Origin of the sequence: Alistipes sp. UBA1686 (assembly GCF_002320215.1) — a bacterium.
GTDB classification, from domain to species: domain Bacteria; phylum Bacteroidota; class Bacteroidia; order Bacteroidales; family Rikenellaceae; genus Alistipes; species Alistipes onderdonkii.
This window is the reverse complement of sequence record NZ_DCKA01000010.1, coordinates 47,274-64,729: the sequence shown is the minus strand read 5'-3', so window position 1 is coordinate 64,729 and position 17,456 is coordinate 47,274. Positions and strand designations below refer to the sequence as shown.

The window sequence follows — 17,456 nt, the reverse complement described above, 5'->3', positions numbered from 1 at the left end:
CTATTCGTAATTTTCCCTTGCGTGTGGCCGTTGTGCGGACATCGCCCTGTCCAGTATCTCCTTGCGCGCCAGTTCGCGGTCGAAACGCGGCGCGAGGAAGATGAAACCCATACTCATGTAGAGGATGGCGCCCGTGGGGATCTGTCCCAGAATTTCATTGGCATAGGCCATGACCACGATACCCGAGATTCCCGCCGTAAGCGCCGCCGTGAATCCCCTCAGCTGGGTGTTCCGCAGTTTGAAGACCACCAGGTAGGCGCCACGCGCCAGTATGTAGAGCAGGATGCCGATGTGCAGCAGGATGCCGACGACGCCCGTTTCGACCCAGACCATCACGAACCACGAGTCGGTCGGGATCTGCGACAGCGGGGCGTCCGGGGCAAAGGTCTTGGCTTTGCCGCCACCGTGCCCCAGTCCGGCGCCGAAAGGCTTGTCTGCCATCAGCTCGCGCAGTTTGGCCTGGTTTGCCAGGCGCACCTGGAACGAGGGGTCGTTTGTATTGAAGGCGCTGCGGGCACGCCGGATAATGCTGTTCCCCTGCCCGATAGTGGTGAATTTCAGGAAGACGAAGGCTGCGATGACCAGGAAAATACCCGCGCCGATCATTTTGATATTGCGGGACATCATGATGAAGGCCGAGTAGCCCACGAACGGTACGGCCAGTGCGCTGCGGGTTCCCGAGATCAGCATGCCGTAGCATGCCGCGGCCGCCACGAGCAGCAGGTAGAGCTTCATCCACGAGTTGCGGTAATAGAGCGCCGAAATCGAGAACACGACCATCGACAGCCCCATCGAGCCGCCGAAATTGGCCGCGTCGCTGAAGAACGAGAAGTAGCGCACGCCGCTGTGGATGATGTGTGTCGAACGGCCGCCCAGCACGAACAGCCAGTAGTTCACCGCAGCGTTGAAGCCGAAGAATTTTTGTATGCAGGCCTTTCCGACGGCGATCAGCGTCAGCACCGACCATACGGCGAGCATGTATTTCAGGTATTTGTACTCGGTCATCGTGAGCTGCGTGAGCACGACGATAAAGAAGAAATAAAACGCGATCGACCGCACCGATGAGAACCATCCCGCGACCGAGACCGACTCCGGGTTCACTATTTCGAGGATGCAGTAGGCCATCCAGATCGCCGCCACAACGGTCAGTCCCGAGCTGGCTCGCTTCCATTCGATGGGGCGCATCAGGGCTTGCAGCGTTATTATCAGGAAGTTGTAGAAGATCAGTGCGTCGAGGATCATCCCGAACGGCAGGTCGTAGGCATAACGCGTGAGCGTCATGATGAAATAGTTGACCACGAACAGCCCGAGCATCGATATGGCGGGGTTGCGCAGCGTGACCCACAGGATGCACAGTGCAGCCGGGATCACCGAGACGGCCAGGCCGGCGAGCAACCCGTATTTGGTGAACGCCATGATGAGCACGGCCACGCCGGCGGCAAGCATTGCCCCTACGATGAGCCGGGGCACGCTGACCGGGGTGGTTATGCTGCCGTAGTGTTCCATGACGTGCCGCAGTTTATTTGACGGCCGTGAATCCGAACTGGCTGATCTGATACCCCAGCCTGCGAAGACGGCTGTAAGGGGGCATCAGGCCCGTGAAGGTTTGCACCACGTCGCGCCCCGCACAGTTGAGGCAGAGGACGACGGGGGTGCGTCCCGAGAGTTTTTCGGCCTTCTCGAAAAGTAGCTGGTCGGTGTCTTTCCACGTGCGGTTCGCCGGGGCGATGACGATGCTCAGCGCCGCATGGCGCAGCAACTCCTTCGGGACGGAGCTCGTGGCGAAGGGCGGGTATTCCACCAGCACTACGTCGGCCTCGGCGAGGGGAACTTCGCCCGGGGTGTCGTGCACGAAATCCCCGAGTTTCTCGGCCAGCAGGTACTCTTTGCGTTCGATGTCGAAATCCTTGTTCCACGATACGATGCGGACTTTCATATTCGCTTCGCGGAAGAATGCCGCCAAGTGTTCGGCGATCAGGCTCTTTCCGTCCCCGCGCTCGGTGCTCAGGATATTGAGTACGTTGGGCTGTTTTGCCGGGTCGAAATAGTTGACTGCCGCATTGCCGATATAGCGGGATGCGATCTCGCGGTATTGCTTGGTAAACCTCCGCTGCCCGAAATAGGCTTTGCCGGGAAAGGCCCCGATGACCCGCCCCTTGGTGATGCGCTCGGCGCGGACTTTGTCACGCAGCGTGCGGTCGAGCAGTTCGAGCAGGATGAAGAATCCCAGTACGAACAGGAGCGTGGCGAGGCCTGCCGCGGCAACCATCATCTTGCGTTTGCTCGGTTCCGCCTCCAGGGGAAGCACCGGAGCGTTGATGATCTTCAGCGTTGCCGAGGTCATCTGCAGGTTCTTCTGGCGCAGGCGGGCCGTGTTGAGCGCCGTGAGGATCGAGAGGTAAGACTGTTCCGAGAAGTTGATTTCGCGTCCCTTGCGTTTCAGGGTCGAGCCCACGGGCGAGAACTGCGTATATTTCTGGTCGAGTTCCTGCTTGCGGAGCTTCATCACCGCCAGTTCGGCGCGGGATTTCTCGGCCAGCAGCACGGCGGCGAGCCACTCCGTCACGATCGAATTTGCCGAGAGTCCCTCCTTCGTATACTGCTGGTTGGCGATGTTCGTCGTGAGCTCCTGCAGGCTGCGGGTCTCCTCGCTCAGTTTCCTGCGTAACTGCCCCGTGTCGTTGCGGCTGGCGGGCATGGCCGTCCGGTCGGAAATACCTTCCGTGCCGTCGGTTTCGGGCTGGAAGGCCTCGGCGGCCGACAGGCGCGAATAGATGCTCCCGATCTTATGGAGTTTCTCGATGAACTCGGCGTTGTTGCGGAAAGTCTCCTGCAACCCTTCGAGCTGCCCCTCGATCGAGGCACGCAGTTTCTCGGCGCTCTCGAAGTTCAGCAGGATCTCCTCGTAGCGCAATTCGTAGTCGCGCGAGAGGGCGGCGATGTGCTTGGTCTGCTCGTCGTAGTTGATGACACGGTGCTGGACGTTGTAGTCGCGCAGCGAATCCTCCAGGTTGCGCAGGTTGTTGCCCACCCGCTCCAGCTCGGATTCGAAATAGGCGATGACGTTGTTCGTCTCGCCGAACCGCAGGTCGCGGTACTGCTTGACGAATTCGTCGTTGAGGATAATCAGCGTGTTGTAGACGATATACGGGTCGTCGTTCTCGTAGCTGATTTCCAGCATGTCGCTGTTGGCCAGCCTCTTGACCTTGATCTGGCTCAGCGCCTGGTAGCTGTAATACGGAGGGCTCCAGTGGAACATGCCGTAGACGTGGTTGTTATGGTCTATCTCTTCGTATTTGCGCAGATTCTCGTAAGTGTTCTTTTCCGAAGTGTGGTCGACGAGCTCCATGACGTCCGGCGGGGTTTTGCTCAGCAGGTACCGTGAAGTACGTGCCGAGAGGTACTGGTTGTCGTTGTCCGGGTCGAGATGCGTAAGCCCCTGTGCGTAGAGGCGCAGCGAGACGTTCTTGAGCGTGGACTGCGACAGGATGATGTTGATCAGGTTGTCCATCGCGTTGTTGATGACGTTCCAGTCCTGGCGCGAGCCTTCGGTGGTCGTGATGTCGTATCCCGAGACGATGCCCGTGTAGATCGTCGTCGTGGATTTATAGTTGCGCGGCTTGGTACCCATCTTCAGGTAGACGAGCAGTGCGACCAGCAGCGGACAGAGTATCAGCCACCACTTGATGCGGTAAAGAAACCGCGCGGTATAGGCGATGTAATTCATATGCTATTCGGTTTCGGGCGCTTCTTTCGACACCCCGGGCATTGATATGGGTTTGTTGATGATCGGCGTGTGCGTGAGTATCTCGAGCCGCAGCAGGGCGTCGTTGAGGTTGCGCCGCACCTGCTCGTATTCGCGGGTCGCCGAGTTTTCGAGGCTCTTCTGGCGGCTCAGAGTCTGCGCGTCGAGCTTGCCTTTGACGAAGTCCACTTCGGTCATGCGGTATTGTGCCTCGGACGTGATCTTGGCTTCGGCGGCGCTCCGCAGGATCGAGAGCTGCTCGACGGCCGTGGTGTAGGCGTCGATGATCTTCATGCGCAACTCGTCGTACCAGCGGTCGAGGTCGTACTGGGTGTTCTCGATACGCTTCTTCTGCTGCTTGATCTTGTTGCGGCGGTTGAAAATCTCGTCGAGCGGGATCGAAAACGATGCCCCGACGTTCCACTAGCTTTGCTCGCGCCCGGTCGTGGTCGTCGTCCATATCGGGATGTTGCTGTCCTGATAATTCTGGTTGTAGATGTCCGACGACCCGTAGTTGTAGTTGGCGTTGAGCTTGAAATTGCGCATCCAGTTGCGGCGCACGGTTTTCAGTTCGCGCTCCTCGATCTCGCGGTTCGACTCGTAATAGCCGACCTGCGGTGCGTGGCGCGCATTCTCCATCAGTACGTGGAGCGGGGGAAGCTGCATGTCGATATAGTCTTCCGGGGTAAGCCGTTGCAGGTCGCTGTACTCGAATTCGGGAGGCGTAGGCTCGCTTTGCGCCGTAACGGCGGCGACAGCCAGCAGCAGCCAGAGTGTTAAGACGGCCCTTTTCATATGTTGCTGTTTATTATACATTTTCTTTCTGTATGAATGCGGTGAACGTGCGCAGGATTATTTTCAGGTCGAACCACGGCGACATTTGGCGGGCGTATTCGATGTCGAGCTGCTTTCGCTGCTCGGGCGAGAGCTTTCCTGCCTGCCCGCGTTTTTCGACCTGCCACAGCCCCGTGAGGCCCGAGGGGCACATGAACCGTTCGATATATTCGTCGCTCGTGAGACGTTCGGCTTCGTAGAGGGGCAAAGGGCGGTTGCCCACGACCGACATGTCGCCCCGCAGGATGTTGAAGAGCTGCGGGAGTTCGTCGATGCTGTATTTGCGCAGGAAACGCCCCAGGCGCGTGATGCGGGGATCGTTCTCGATCTTCACGAACGCGTTTTCCTGTTCGGTTTCCAGCTGGTGGTGATGGGCCTCCTCGGGGATCACGAAATCGTCCGCATAGAGCATGCCGTTTTCGGTGTCCGCCAGCAGTTTGCGAATCTCGTCGTCGTTGAGCGCCATCTTCGCATCGTCTTCGGCGACGGGTTCCGAGGCATACTGGTTCAGATCCTCCAGCTCCTTGAGCCGCTGATCTGCGTCGGAGCGCATCGAGCGGAACTTCAGGAAATCGAAGATCCGGTAGTTGCTCCCCACGCGTTTCGACTTGTAGATGACCGGCCCCGGGCTGTCGAGTCTGACGGCCACGGCCACGGCTATGAGCAGGGGCGAGAGCAGGAGGATCGCCGAGAGCGATGCCGCGATGTCGAACGCCCGTTTCCAGAGCGGCATGCGGAACAACTCTACGTCGTTCCCGCTACCTGCGACGGGTTTGTGGACGAACGTATAGTCGGTCATGAATTGCAGTATGCGGAGGAAATCTGCGCGCGATATGTCGCCCGGTACGGCGCTGTTCACGCCGGCTCCGAGGTATGCGCGCCGCTCCTCCCCGGTCAGTTGCCCCGAGATGATGAGGATGATGCCGGCACCCGGGAACCAGGAACGCAGGAACCGGATGCTGCGGATGTCCTCCTCGCCCTGCTGTTCGTAGAGGATGAAGGCGTGGTCGTCCTTGAGCGGCCTCAACTTGCCCATAGCCGCACCGATGTCCCCTGCGATACGCATCTGTCCCTCGGTCAGCTCCGTGAAACGGGCCGTGTGGTTGCCTCTGCCTTTGATGTAGATGACGGGGTACTTCAATCCAAAATCTTTTTAATCCTTATTTTGAGTTCCTGCGGGTTGAACGGTTTGACGATATAGTCTTCCGCACCCTCTTCCAGCAGGCGGATGCGTTCCGAGGTGCTGTCCTCGCTCGAAAGCATCACGACCGGGATCTGTTTGAAGAGTTCGTTGAGCTTGAGGTATGCCAGGAATTCGTCGCCGCGCATTTCGGGCATGCGGATGTCCGAGATGATCAGGTCGGGCATGTTCCCCGCAACAGCCATTCGATGGCCTGCGGCGGGTTCTGCATGTAAAAACATTCGTAATCCTGGTGGAGGTATGCGAAAAGGATTTTTGCGATTTGCTCCTTGTCATCTACGATCAGTACTTTCTTGCGGTTCATGTTCGGCGGTTCGTTGTCATCGGGTTTTTCCGGAACGGGAAGCGTCGCATGCTCGTTGTCCGGTTCCGGTCGGTTGTTTATTATTTACCTGGAATTCCGGTGCGGGCGTTGCAAAACGTGCCGTTTCCCGCTCCTGATCCGGATACCCAGTGCAAATATCGGTAAAATAATTGGCATTATAAACTTTTTAAGGTAATTTATATAGCAAAAACGTCCGGATTTTACACCTCCGTTTTCTGGATGTTATTAATTTTAAAGAAATATTTTATTATTAATCAAAAAAATGGTATTTTTGTGCAATTGTCCGGTCTTTATTGTTGTCGGGCTATTTTGTTAAACCGATGAAGTGATGGAGTGTGGCAATAGTGTAAGTCCGGTCGGCAACCGTCCCCGCTTGCTGGTAGCCGAGGATAATCCGAGTAATTATAAGCTCGTCGAGGTGTTGCTGCGCCGTGATTACGACCTGTTGCACGCCTGGAACGGAGAGGAGGCCGTCGCCTTGTTCGCCGACTGCCGCCCCGACCTGGTGCTGATGGATATCAACATGCCCGTCATGGACGGCTATGAGGCGCTCCGGGGCGTGCGGGAGATTTCGCCCGACGTCCCCGTCATCGCACTCACGGCCTATGCGTTCGAAACCGACCGCCAACGCATGTTCCAGGCCGGTTTCAACGAATGTCTTGCCAAACCCCTGCGGGCGGATGAACTCCGCACGCGGATTGCGGCGCTGCTTTCGCGATAGAAAGGGAAACTATGACCAGGAACCCAATGAAAAAAAATCGGATATTTCTTCTTCTGTGTTGCGCCCTGTTGCCCGCATTGCTTCGGGCTCAAGCGCCGCAGGAGAGGGAGAGTATCCTGATTATTTCCTCGTATAATCCGGATACGCGCCGCATGTCGGGCTTCATCGCCGAGTTCGAACGCAACATCATGGCTTCGGGCATCCCGTGCGATATCTATGTCGAAACGCTCGAATGCAAGAGCATCAACGACGCACCCATCTGGATGTCGCAGACCGAGAACATGATTTCCCGGTATGAGAACAAGGGGCTTCGCGCCATCGTCCTGCTGGGGCAGGAGGCATGGGCATCGTTCGTCTCGCTGGGGCATATCCCCAAGGATGTGATGTGCTTCTGCTGCTATGTCAGTTCCAACGGCATCGTGCTCCCGCCGCCGGAGGACAGTCTCGGCATGTGGCTGCCCCCTTCGATCAATTACATGAACATGACGGACAGCCTGAACAATGTGGGCGGTATGCTCAACAAGTATGACGTCCGCCGCAATATCGAGCTGGTTCGTTCGCTTTTTCCCGAAGCCGAGAACATCGCCTTCATCTCGGATAACACCTACGGGGGTATTTCCCTCCAGGCGCTCGTACGCGAGGAGATGAAAAACTATCCCGACATGAACCTTGTGCTGGTGGACAGCCGCGAGGGGGATGATGCGATGCATGAGACCTATGCCTCGCTGTCGCACCGTTCCGCGGCGATACTCGGAACCTGGCGTGTGGGCCGCGACGGGGAGTACCTCATGCAGCGTTCGCTCAACGACCTGGTGCAGCTCAATCCGCGCATACCGGTCTTTTCGATATCCCAGATCGGCATCGGCGACGTGGCTGTGGGTGGCTATGTCCCCAAATACGAGAACGCCGCCTCGGTCATCGCATCGCAGATCAAGAAGTATTACGCCTCGGGGAAGATAGACGGGACGCATTTCCGCCTTACGGACGGCCAGTACCTCTTCGATTCGCGCAAGCTCAAGGAGTTGAAGATTGCCGAATACGCCCTGCCCAAAGGGAGTGTGGTCGAGGATACCGTAGCAGCCAAACTCTCGAAATATTCCCATTACATCGAGTTGCTCGTGGCGGGTATCGTACTGCTGGTACTGCTGCTGGTTTTCGTCGCGGCGCTTTTCCTGCGCACGCGGCGTCTCAAGCGCACGCTCGAAGAGCGCGAAGGACAGCTGGTGGTCGCCCGCGAGAAGGCCGAAGAGTCCGACATGCTCAAATCGGCGTTCCTGGCCAATATGAGCCATGAGATCCGCACGCCGCTCAACGCCATCGTGGGCTTCTCGTCGCTGATGCAGGGCGAAGAACTTTCACAGGAGGAACGTGCCGAGTACTGCGCCATCGTGGTCAACAATTCCGAGATGCTGCTCACGCTGCTGAACGACATCCTCGACATTTCGTCGCTCGAATGCGGCAAGATCAAGTTCAACTGCTCGTCCGAGGAGATCGTGCAGGTCTGCCAGCATGTGCTCATGACGACCGCCCATACGCGGCAGGAAGGTGTCGAGGGGCGTCTCGAATGTGCCGTGGGTTCCTACATGCTTGTAACCGATGTCCACCGCTTGTCGCAGATTCTGATCAACCTGCTCACCAACGCCGGCAAGTTCACTTCCCAGGGGAGTATCACACTCGGCGTGGAGATAGACGAGGCACACCGCGAAGTGCTCTTTTCGGTAGCCGATACGGGCCCCGGCATTCCGCTCGACAAACAGGAGATGGTCTTCAACCGTTTCGAGAAACTCGACGGCAACAAGAAGAAAGGCACGGGCCTCGGCCTTGCCATCTGCCGCCAGATAGCCATGATCTTCGGTGGCCGCATCTGGGTCGATCCGACCTATACCGCCGGTGCGCGTTTTGTCTTTGCCCATCCGATCGACATTCGTTTCCCCGAGGATGGAGAGAACCGTGAGGGGGGGGGGATTTGAGCCCTCTGGAAGCGCCCGGATCCTCAAGGTGACGGGGGAAGGCCGCCTCGTTTGCGATCGGAAATGAGCCCTCTGAGTGTGGAATTTCCGCTTGGTTCCAGCTTGTTCCGCAGATGTGTAGAACACCGCGTGAGGCGGGGTGTATGATGCGGTGGACAGCGTTGCCGCGATATGGCAAAAAGACCCGTACGGGTCTTTTTTTTTGTGCCTTCCCGTCGGAGATGCTTCCCCCGAAGTTATGGCTTCCCGGCCGGAAATGTGCCCGTTTCGGATAATATTCCGGCCGGATTTGCTGTAACCTTCCTGGTGCATTTTTTCGCCTGCCCGGACTTGTTTTGTTACCTTTGCGCCGCGAAGCCGGGGCAGTTGCCTCCAATGCGTTCGGATGCGCCGATTACGGCTCCGGCCGTCGCAAGACCCCGGGGCAGGCGGAGTTGCCGGGGCGATGTGGAATTATTCTACATCCGTGTGGAATTATTCTACATATTTTTGTATATATTTGATTGGGTATTTGGTAGATATTTTGCTGTCAATAAATGTTTTAAAGGGCTGCCTGCAATTCTGGCGCAAGGTTTGAACCTCGTTTTGCTGCCCCCAATTATATTAGTGCTTTATGAAATTTGACAAATTGAAACCGAATTTGCAGGAGCTGAACCTGAACGGTGTGAAAAAAGCGGCCTCCCGTGTCGCCCATGTCCGGATAAGACTGAGCCGAGGCCAGTGGATCGGAGTCATTGCCGGCCTTGTGGTCGTGACGGTGTTGCTCGTCATCCTGCTCCGGCCGCGTCCCGCCGCAGTCGTCCTGCCTGTCGTGGCGGTGGAACCCGTAACGACCGAAGACATGAATATCTATGGCGATTACGTTGGCCGCATCCGCGCCCAGCAGTTCGTTGAAATCCGCGCCCGCGTCGAGGGCTACCTCGAAAAGATGCTCTTCGCCGAAGGTACCTACATCAGGAAGGGACAAACCCTCTTCGTGATCGACCCCCGGGTCTACCGTGCGCGCGTGGACAAGGCCAAGGCGCAGCTGAACAAGGCCCGGGCGCAGGCGCTGAAAGCCAAGCGCGACCTCGACCGTATCCGTCCGCTCTTTGAACAGAGTGCGGCCAGCCAGCTCGAACTCGACAATGCCACGGCGGCTTACGAGAGTGCCGTGGCCGACGTGGCCGTCGGTGAGGCCGACCTCACGCAGGCGCAGATGACCCTGGGCTATACCTCCGTGCAGTCGCCTATTTCGGGTTATATCTCCGAACGCAACGCCGACATCGGTACGCTCGTGGGGCCGAGCGGCAAATCGCTGCTCGCCACGGTCGTGAAGAGCGATACCGTGCGTGTAGATTTCAGCATGACGGCCCTCGACTACCTGCGCAGCAAGGCGCGCAACGTCAACCTCGGGCACCGCGATTCGACCCGCAAGTGGGATCCCTACATCACCGTGACCCTGGCCGACGGCTCGGAATACCCCTACCGCGGCCTGGTAGATTTCGCCGATCCGCAGGTCGACCCGCAGACGGGTACCTTCTCCGTGCGAGCCGAGATGGCCAACCCCGACCACATCCTGCTGCCGGGGCAGTTCACCAAGGTGCGGCTGCTGCTCGACGTGCGTGAGGATGCCGTTGTCGTGCCGTCGAAGGCTATCGAGATCGAGAAGGGCGGCGCCTACATCTACGTGGTGCGCCCCGACAGCATCGTCGAGAAGCGTTTTGTCGAGACGGGCCCCGAATGGGGCAACAACATCGTCGTCGAACGCGGCCTGGTGCGGGGCGAGGATATCGTCGTCGAGGGCTACCATAAACTCCAGCACGGCATGAAAGTCGAACCGGTCGCTCCGCGCCGCGATGAGGAGGCCGAAAAACAACAGTAGCCTATGAAAGCGGACTTCTTTATCGACAGGCCCGTCTTCTCGACGGTGCTGTCCATCATCATCGTGATCGTGGGTTTCATCGGCCTGGCACTGTTGCCCGTCGACCAGTATCCCCAGATCGTACCTCCCGTAGTGCGTATCTCGGCGTCGTACCCCGGTGCCGATGCGCAGACCGTGACGCAGGCCGTGGCTACGCCCATCGAGCAGGAGTTGAACGGTACCCCCGGCATGATCTACATGGAGTCGTCGAGCTCCAACTCGGGCGGTTTCTCCGCCACGGTGACCTTCGACATTTCGACGGATCCCGACCTGGCAGCCGTGGATATCCAGAACCGCCTGAAAAAGGCCGAGGCGCGCCTTCCTGCCGAAGTGGTGCAGAACGGCATCTCGGTCGAGAAGCAGGCGGCCAGCAAACTGATGACCATAACCCTGCTTTCGTCCGACCCCAAGTTCGATGAAATCTACCTTTCGAACTATGCGACGCTCAACGTGCTGGACATGTTGCGCCGTGTTCCCGGAGTGGGCAGCGTTTCGAACGTCGGCAGCCGTTATTACGCCATGCAGATATGGGTCATGCCCGACAAGCTGGCCGACCTGGGGCTGACGGTCAAGGATTTGCAGACGGCGCTCAAAGACCAGAACCGCGAGTCTGCCGCCGGCGTGCTGGGGCAGGCCCCCATGAACGGCATCGACGTGACGATTCCCATCACGGCGCAGGGGCGTCTGTCGTCTGTCAGCGAATTCGAGGACATCGTCGTGCGGGCCAACCCCGACGGGTCGATCATCCGCCTGAAAGACGTGGCGCGTATCTCGCTCGAAGCTTCGTCCTATAATACCGAGAGCGGCATCAACGGCGGGAACGCCGCCGTGCTGAATATCAACATGCTGCCCGGAGCCAATGCCATGGAGGTGGCGGCGCTGGTCAAGGCGGCCATGGAAGAGATCAGCCACAACTTCCCCGAGGGCATCAGCTACGAGATTCCGTTCGACATGACGACCTACATCTCGGAGTCGATCCACCATGTCTACCAGACATTGTTCGAAGCGTTGCTGCTGGTGATCCTCGTGGTCTTCCTTTCGTTGCAGAGCTGGCGCGCCACGATCATCCCGATCGTCGCCGTGCCCATCTCGCTGATCGGTACCTTCGGCGTGATGCTCGTTTTCGGGTTTTCGCTCAACATGCTGACGCTGTTGGGGCTCATCCTCGCCATCGGCATCGTGGTCGACGACGCCATCGTCGTCGTGGAGAATGTCGACCGCATCATGAACGAGGAGCACCTCTCGCCCTACGAGGCTACTAAAAAGGCGATGTCCAACCTGAGCGGGGCGCTGATCGCCATGTCGCTGGTATTGTGCGCCGTGTTTGTCCCGGTGAGTTTCCTTTCGGGCATTACGGGCCAGCTCTACCGCCAGTTCACCATCACCATCGCCGTGTCGGTGGTCATCTCGACCGTCGTGGCGCTGACGCTCAGCCCCGTGATGTGCGCGCTTTTTCTGCGTCCCGAAGGCGAGGGGAAGAAAAACCGCTTTTTCCGCCGCATCAACCTCTCCCTGGCGACGGGCAACAAGTTTTACGGCCGCATGATCCAGGGGGCGCTGAAACATTCGCGCCGCATGTTCGCCGCCTTCGGCATCGTGCTGATCGGCATCTGGCTGATGAACAGGCTCGTGCCGCAAAGTTTCATGCCGCAGGAAGACCAGGGCTACTTCACCGTCGAACTGGAGTTGCCCGAGGGGGCGACGATCGAACGTACCCGCGAGGTGACCGACCGCGCGATGAAGTTCCTGATGGCCGACCCCGACGTGGAGTACGTGCTCAACGTCACGGGTTCCAGTCCCCGCGTGGGTACCAACCAGGCGCGCAGCCAGCTGACCGTGATCCTCAAACCGTGGGGCGACCTCGACTCCGAGGGGCTGAGCTCCGTGATGCAGCGCGTGCGCACCGAACTCTCGCGCTACCCCGAAAGCAAGGTATACCTCTCGACGCCCGCCGTGATTCCCGGCCTGGGCAACTCGGGCGGTTTCGAGATGGTGCTCGAAGCGCGGGGCAATACGACCTATCAGGATTTGCAGCATGCCGTCGACACGTTGATGTACTATGCTTCGCAGCGTCCCGAATTCACGGGGCTGGCATCGTCCATGCAGGGCGACATCCCGCAGCTCTATTTCGACGTCGACCGCGACAAGGCGCAGCTGCTGGGTGTATCGATGTCCGACATCTTCTCGACGATGAAGGCCTTTACGGGGTCGATCTACGTCAATGACTTCAATATGTTCAACCGCATCTACCGCGTTTACATCCAGGCCGAGGCTCCCTACCGTGCGCAGCGCGATAACCTGAACCTCTTTTTCGTCCGCGGCGCGGGCGGTGTGATGATTCCGATCACTTCGCTCGGAACGACGCACTACACGACGGGTGCCGGGAATATCAAGCGTTTCAACATGTTCAATTCGGCTACCATTTCCGGTGAGGCCGCACACGGTTACAGTTCGGGGCAGGCGATGGGCGTACTGGAAGAGCTCGTCCGAAAGCACTTGCCCGCGTCGGTCGGCGTCGAGTGGAGCGGCCTTTCCTACCAGGAAAAGCATGTCGGCGGGCAGACCGGCCTGGTACTGGCGCTGGCCTTCCTGTTCGTCTTCCTGTTCCTCGCGGCGCAGTACGAAAGCTGGTCGGTGCCCGTGGCCGTCATCCTGTCGCTCCCTGTGGCCGGTATCGGCGCCTACCTGGGTATCTGGATCTGCGGGCTGGAGAACAATATCTATTTTCAGATTGGACTGGTGATGCTCGTGGGCCTGGTGGCCAAGAACGCCATCCTGATCGTGGAATTTGCCAAGGAAGAGGTTGAGAAAGGCCGTGACGTGGTCTCCGCTGCGCTCACGGCGGCGCACCTGCGTTTCCGCCCGATCGTCATGACCTCGCTGGCCTTCATCCTCGGCCTGCTGCCGCTGGTCTTCGCTTCGGGGCCGGGCTCGGCGAGCCGCCAGGGGATCGGGACGGGCGTCTTTTTCGGCATGCTGGTCGCCATTACGGTAGGCATTGTCTTCGTGCCCTTCTTCTTCGTGTGGATTTACCGGATTAAAGAAAAACTGAAACGATGAAACGACTTGCGATATTACTTATGATATTGGCCGCTGCCGCTGGATTGGGCTCCTGCTCGGCCGTGCGTCACTGCAAGGCGCCCGAGGTCGACTTCCCGGCGGCTATCGCCGGGGGTGCTGCGGCCGATTCGCTCGCCATCGCCGACATGGAGTGGTGGCGGTTTTATGGCGATTCGACCCTGTGCAACATCATCCGTCATACGTTGGCCAACAACAAGGACATGCTTGCCGCGGCGGTGCGTGTCGAACGTATGCGCCAGCTCTACCGTATTGGCAAGGCCGGACGCCTGCCGTCGGTGTCGGGAACGGTCTACGCCGATCACGAAACCAACGACTATGCGGGCGAGGAGCCGAGCCGCGACCCCGAACTCGGCGCCAAGGCTACCGTGAGCTGGGAGCTCGACCTGTGGGGAAACCTGCGCTGGGCCAAACGCAAAGGCGGTGCCGAATACCTCGCATCGGTCGAGGACAGGCGTGCGATGCAGATGACGCTCGTCGCGGAGGTCGCCGCCGCCTATTTCCGGTTGATGGCGCTCGACAACGAGCTTTCCATCGTGCGGCGTACGCTCATCACGCGCAGCGAGGGCGCTTACCAGGCGCAGTTGCGTTTCGAGGGCGGCCTCACCTCTGAAACGGTCTTCCAGCAGGCGAAAGTGGAGTACGCCTCTACGGCGGCGCTGATCCCCGACCTCGAACGCAAGATCGAGGTCATGGAAAACAGCATTTCGCTGCTCATGGGCGAAAATCCCGACTGGCGGGTCGTGCGCAGCAAGATGAATACCGAGGCGGAGTTCGCCGAGTCGCTTCCCGTGGGGTTGCCGTCGGAATTGCTCCTGCGGCGTCCCGACGTGCGGGCTTCTGAGCAGCAGCTTCGTGCGGCGATGGCCGCCGCGGGCATGGCCTACGCCGACCGCTTCCCGCGCATCGTGTTCAACCTGACGGGCGGCTGGGAAAACGACGATGTGAGCGGGTTTTTCCGCTCGCCGTTCTCGTATGTCGCGGGTACGCTCGCCTCGCCGATCTTCGGGTTCGGCCGTAAGCAGGCCCGGTACAAGGCCGCGCTGGCCGCCTACGATGAGGCCCGGCTGGGGTATGAACAGAAGGTGCTGACGGTTTTTAAGGAGGCAAACGACGCCGTGGTCAGCTACCGCAGCGTTCGCCGGACGGCCGCGCTGAAGGTTAACCTGCGCGACGCAGCCCGGAAATACGTCGAACTCGCCCAGCTGCAATACCGGGGCGGGAGCATCAATTATATCGACGTGCTGGATGCCCAGCGCCGCTATTTCGACGCCCAGATCGGGGTCAGCAATGCCGTGCGCGACGAGCACCTGGCTTTGGTCGACCTTTACAAAGCCCTGGGCGGCGGCTGGGCGGAATAACCCTGCCGGCTTCTTTGGTTTATCGGTATGCCCGGATCCGTGCGGATCCGGGCTTTTTATTTCCGGGACGCCGTTTCGGGAAAGATGTCACGAAAACTCTTTTTGCCAAGCTCCTACGAAACGTCCTTTCCCGGGAAAGTTCTTACCGCCGGGCCGTGATTCGGAGTCAGGGAATCGGAATAGTGCCGGCCTGCCGATGCCCTTGTGCGGGTCAGATCAATCCCTGGCTTTTTTCTTCCCCCATTTGGGGCGGATGTCGAGGAATATTTCGAAATTTATCCCCGGCATGGGGCGTCCCAGCACGGAAACATACTCTTCGTCGAAGAGGTTTTTGACGGCGGCCTTGACCGAAAGATCGGCCCAGCGCGCGGAAAACAGCTTTTCGAGTGTCACGTCGTTCATCAGGTAGTAGGGGACGTTGCCCGTGTAGGTGAAGGCGTTGCTCGTCATGGTGAACCGCTCGCTGTAATAGCACCACTTGTATAGCAGGCGCCAGCTTTTGTAGGCCAGACGCCCCGTCATCGCGGCCGAATATACGGGCACATAGGGGAGTTGCCTGCCCAATGACCGGTCGCCCTTGCTGAACGCTTCGCCCCGGTTGACCGAGGGCGTCCACGAGAAGTTGCCGTCCAGCCCCAGCTGCCACTCCTTGGAGAGCATACGGTCGTACCCGGCTTTCAGTTCCACGCCGTAAGCGTGTACGTCCTTCATGTTGAGCGGCGTCCAGTAGTTGGTGTTGCCGCCCAGCGGCAGCCAGAGAATCCAGTCATCAATGTAGGAATCGAACCATGTCGCCTCGCCGTGCAGCGAATATACTCCTTCCTTCCCTATGGCAAACGATATCCCGCCGTCGTACGAGAACCCCGATTCCGGCACGAGGTCGGTGTTCCCGCCCGGCTGGAAGTAGAGGTCGTTGAGCGTGGGATAACGGTAGTTGCGCGATACGGAGGCTTTTGCCCGGATCGTCCCGCGTTTCGAGATCAGGTAGTCCGCATAGAACGCCGGGATGAGCGGCGTCCACTGCGCGCCGTACATCTCTTCGCGCAGCGTGACGGACAGCCCCAGCCGTTCGGTGGGCATCCATTTGGCCGTGATGCTGGCCGAAAGCTCCGTGCGCGCGTGGTTGTATCCGATGGTCTTTCGGTTCATGTCCTGCGAGATGATCCTGCGGTCGTTGTTCGTGACGAAATGCTGGTGCAGGTCGGCCTGTGCCGTGAAGAGCCATTTGCGGCCTATGTAGTACTCCCCTTCGCCCGAGACGAAGAGCGTGTGGTACCAGTTCCGGGAGGTGGTCATGTACTCCAGTTTCCCGTTGCCCACGTCGTTGGCGTAGTCGTAGGCGAACCAACTGTAAATGTATCCGGCCTTGGCCGCGACTTTCCAGTTCCGGCGCAGGTGATCCCACGACAGCACGCTGCGCAGCGTACGTTCGCGCTGTTCGTTGATGAATTTCTTCGGATCGCCGTAATCGGTCGTCATGCGCCCCAGCCCGCGCTTCGAGGCGATCAGCCAGGCGTTCAGGCCGAACCGGTCTCCGTTGCCCGTGTTGTAATAGGCCTCCTGCAACAGGTGGAAGTCGCGGAAAGCTCCGTCGTCGTGCTTTTCGCGGGGATAGTACGAACCGATGATGTTGTGCTCGTCGTCGTAGATGTTTTCCTTCTTGTCGTGGTTCCGGTAGGAATATTCGTTGGGGGACGACGAATATACCACGCGCGTGGAGGTTTGCCAGCGGTCGTTGCCGTAGGTGAGACGCAGGAATTCGTCCGTCGTCCAGAATGACCCGATGCCCTGGGTGTATTGCAGCCCGAAGCCCTGCGTACCGGCGGGTTTGGTCGCCAGCATGACCGCACCGCCCAGGCCGCCGCCCGTGACGTTGACCGACGAGGTGCCGTGCAGCAGTTGTGCGTCGTCGACGAAGTAGGAGGGAATCATCGAGAAATCGGTCATGCCCAGCATCGGCGAGTTGATGCGCATGCCGTTCCACACCACCTGCGTGTGCGAAGGGCCCGTGCCGCGGAATGCGACCGTCGAAAGCGTCGCCCGTCCGTATTGCTTGATGAAGATTGACGAGTTGAATGTCAGCACGTCGGCCATCGACAAGGCAATGTTCTCGTGCAGGACGAGCGTGTCGAGCTGCGTTTTCTGAACGCCTATTTCTTTCATGGGTTTCACGCCCGTCACCCCGACTGCGCGGATGGGCAACACCAGCGACGGATTCTCGTTCCACCACCCTCCGTCCGACGGCGCCTTGTCCTGGGCGGCGGCGCTCCACCAGAGGGCGATGCTGAACAGCGGGATTAGGAGTCTCTTCATTGCTT

Annotated in this window: 10 protein-coding genes and 2 pseudogenes; 5 read left to right on the top strand and 7 right to left on the bottom strand. The window is 59.1% G+C overall.

Features of this window, described 5'->3' with window-relative positions:
• The 6 genes and pseudogenes from B3C38_RS03435 to B3C38_RS03410 all read right to left on the bottom strand — a co-directional run bounded on the left by B3C38_RS03435 (position 1) and on the right by B3C38_RS03410 (position 6,084).
• Positions 1-1,506, bottom strand: coding sequence for an O-antigen ligase family protein (locus B3C38_RS03435; RefSeq protein WP_286725352.1), 1,506 nt, complete (start codon positions 1,504-1,506; stop codon positions 1-3).
• Between the two features lie 13 nt (positions 1,507-1,519).
• The gene (locus B3C38_RS03430) at positions 1,520-3,727 is read right to left on the bottom strand and encodes a GumC family protein (RefSeq protein WP_141405092.1); all 2,208 of its coding nucleotides are present in this window, start codon (positions 3,725-3,727) and stop codon (positions 1,520-1,522) included.
• Between the two features lie 3 nt (positions 3,728-3,730).
• Positions 3,731-4,150, bottom strand: a pseudogene (locus B3C38_RS03425) (TolC family protein); the annotation flags it as partial.
• A gap of 18 nt (positions 4,151-4,168) precedes the next feature.
• A complete protein-coding gene (locus B3C38_RS03420; protein ID WP_286725348.1) occupies positions 4,169-4,540 on the bottom strand; it encodes a hypothetical protein in 372 nt (123 codons plus the stop codon).
• A gap of 13 nt (positions 4,541-4,553) precedes the next feature.
• Entirely contained in the window at positions 4,554-5,720 is a 1,167-nt protein-coding gene (locus B3C38_RS03415; RefSeq protein WP_279143517.1) for a sugar transferase, read from the bottom strand.
• A pseudogene (locus B3C38_RS03410) lies at positions 5,717-6,084 on the bottom strand (response regulator). The gene B3C38_RS03415 and the pseudogene B3C38_RS03410 overlap by 4 nt, the downstream one beginning before the upstream one ends.
• A 349-nt stretch (positions 6,085-6,433) precedes the next feature.
• Here B3C38_RS03410 and B3C38_RS03405 point away from each other — a divergent pair.
• The 5 genes from B3C38_RS03405 to B3C38_RS03385 all read left to right on the top strand — a co-directional run bounded on the left by B3C38_RS03405 (position 6,434) and on the right by B3C38_RS03385 (position 15,138).
• Positions 6,434-6,826 carry a response regulator gene (locus tag B3C38_RS03405; RefSeq protein WP_117507810.1) on the top strand — a complete coding sequence of 131 codons (393 nt, stop codon included), beginning with the start codon at positions 6,434-6,436 and terminating at the stop codon, positions 6,824-6,826.
• An 11-nt stretch (positions 6,827-6,837) separates the two neighbouring features.
• Entirely contained in the window at positions 6,838-8,796 is a 1,959-nt protein-coding gene (locus tag B3C38_RS03400) for a sensor histidine kinase (RefSeq protein WP_286725339.1), read from the top strand.
• A 613-nt stretch (positions 8,797-9,409) separates the two neighbouring features.
• Positions 9,410-10,660, top strand: coding sequence for an efflux RND transporter periplasmic adaptor subunit (locus B3C38_RS03395; protein ID WP_286725336.1), 1,251 nt, complete (start codon positions 9,410-9,412; stop codon positions 10,658-10,660).
• A gap of 3 nt (positions 10,661-10,663) precedes the next feature.
• Complete coding sequence (locus tag B3C38_RS03390; RefSeq protein ID WP_286725334.1) at positions 10,664-13,759, top strand: efflux RND transporter permease subunit; 3,096 nt, start codon at positions 10,664-10,666, stop codon at positions 13,757-13,759.
• On the top strand, positions 13,756-15,138 hold the full coding sequence (locus tag B3C38_RS03385; protein WP_286725332.1) for an efflux transporter outer membrane subunit: 1,383 nt from the start codon (positions 13,756-13,758) through the stop codon (positions 15,136-15,138). The genes B3C38_RS03390 and B3C38_RS03385 overlap by 4 nt, the downstream gene beginning before the upstream one ends.
• Before the next feature lie 216 nt (positions 15,139-15,354).
• Here B3C38_RS03385 and B3C38_RS03380 read toward each other — a convergent pair whose 3' ends face one another.
• On the bottom strand, positions 15,355-17,451 hold the full coding sequence (locus tag B3C38_RS03380; protein ID WP_286725330.1) for a TonB-dependent receptor plug domain-containing protein: 2,097 nt from the start codon (positions 17,449-17,451) through the stop codon (positions 15,355-15,357).
• Between the last annotated feature and the right edge of the window lie 5 nt (positions 17,452-17,456).

Bases quoted from the DNA above. Each gene is read 5' to 3' on its own strand.
- B3C38_RS03380 (WP_286725330.1), bottom strand. From the start codon at position 17,451: ATGAAGAGACTCCTAATCCCGCTGTTCAGCATCGCCCTCTGGTGGAGC.
- B3C38_RS03430 (WP_141405092.1), bottom strand. From the start codon at position 3,727: ATGAATTACATCGCCTATACCGCGCGGTTTCTTTACCGCATCAAGTGG.
- B3C38_RS03395 (WP_286725336.1), top strand. From the start codon at position 9,410: ATGAAATTTGACAAATTGAAACCGAATTTGCAGGAGCTGAACCTGAAC.
- B3C38_RS03400 (WP_286725339.1), top strand. From the start codon at position 6,838: ATGACCAGGAACCCAATGAAAAAAAATCGGATATTTCTTCTTCTGTGT.
- B3C38_RS03405 (WP_117507810.1), top strand. From the start codon at position 6,434: ATGGAGTGTGGCAATAGTGTAAGTCCGGTCGGCAACCGTCCCCGCTTG.
- B3C38_RS03435 (WP_286725352.1), bottom strand. From the start codon at position 1,506: ATGGAACACTACGGCAGCATAACCACCCCGGTCAGCGTGCCCCGGCTC.
- B3C38_RS03385 (WP_286725332.1), top strand. From the start codon at position 13,756: ATGAAACGACTTGCGATATTACTTATGATATTGGCCGCTGCCGCTGGA.
- B3C38_RS03420 (WP_286725348.1), bottom strand. From the start codon at position 4,540: ATGAAAAGGGCCGTCTTAACACTCTGGCTGCTGCTGGCTGTCGCCGCC.
- B3C38_RS03390 (WP_286725334.1), top strand. From the start codon at position 10,664: ATGAAAGCGGACTTCTTTATCGACAGGCCCGTCTTCTCGACGGTGCTG.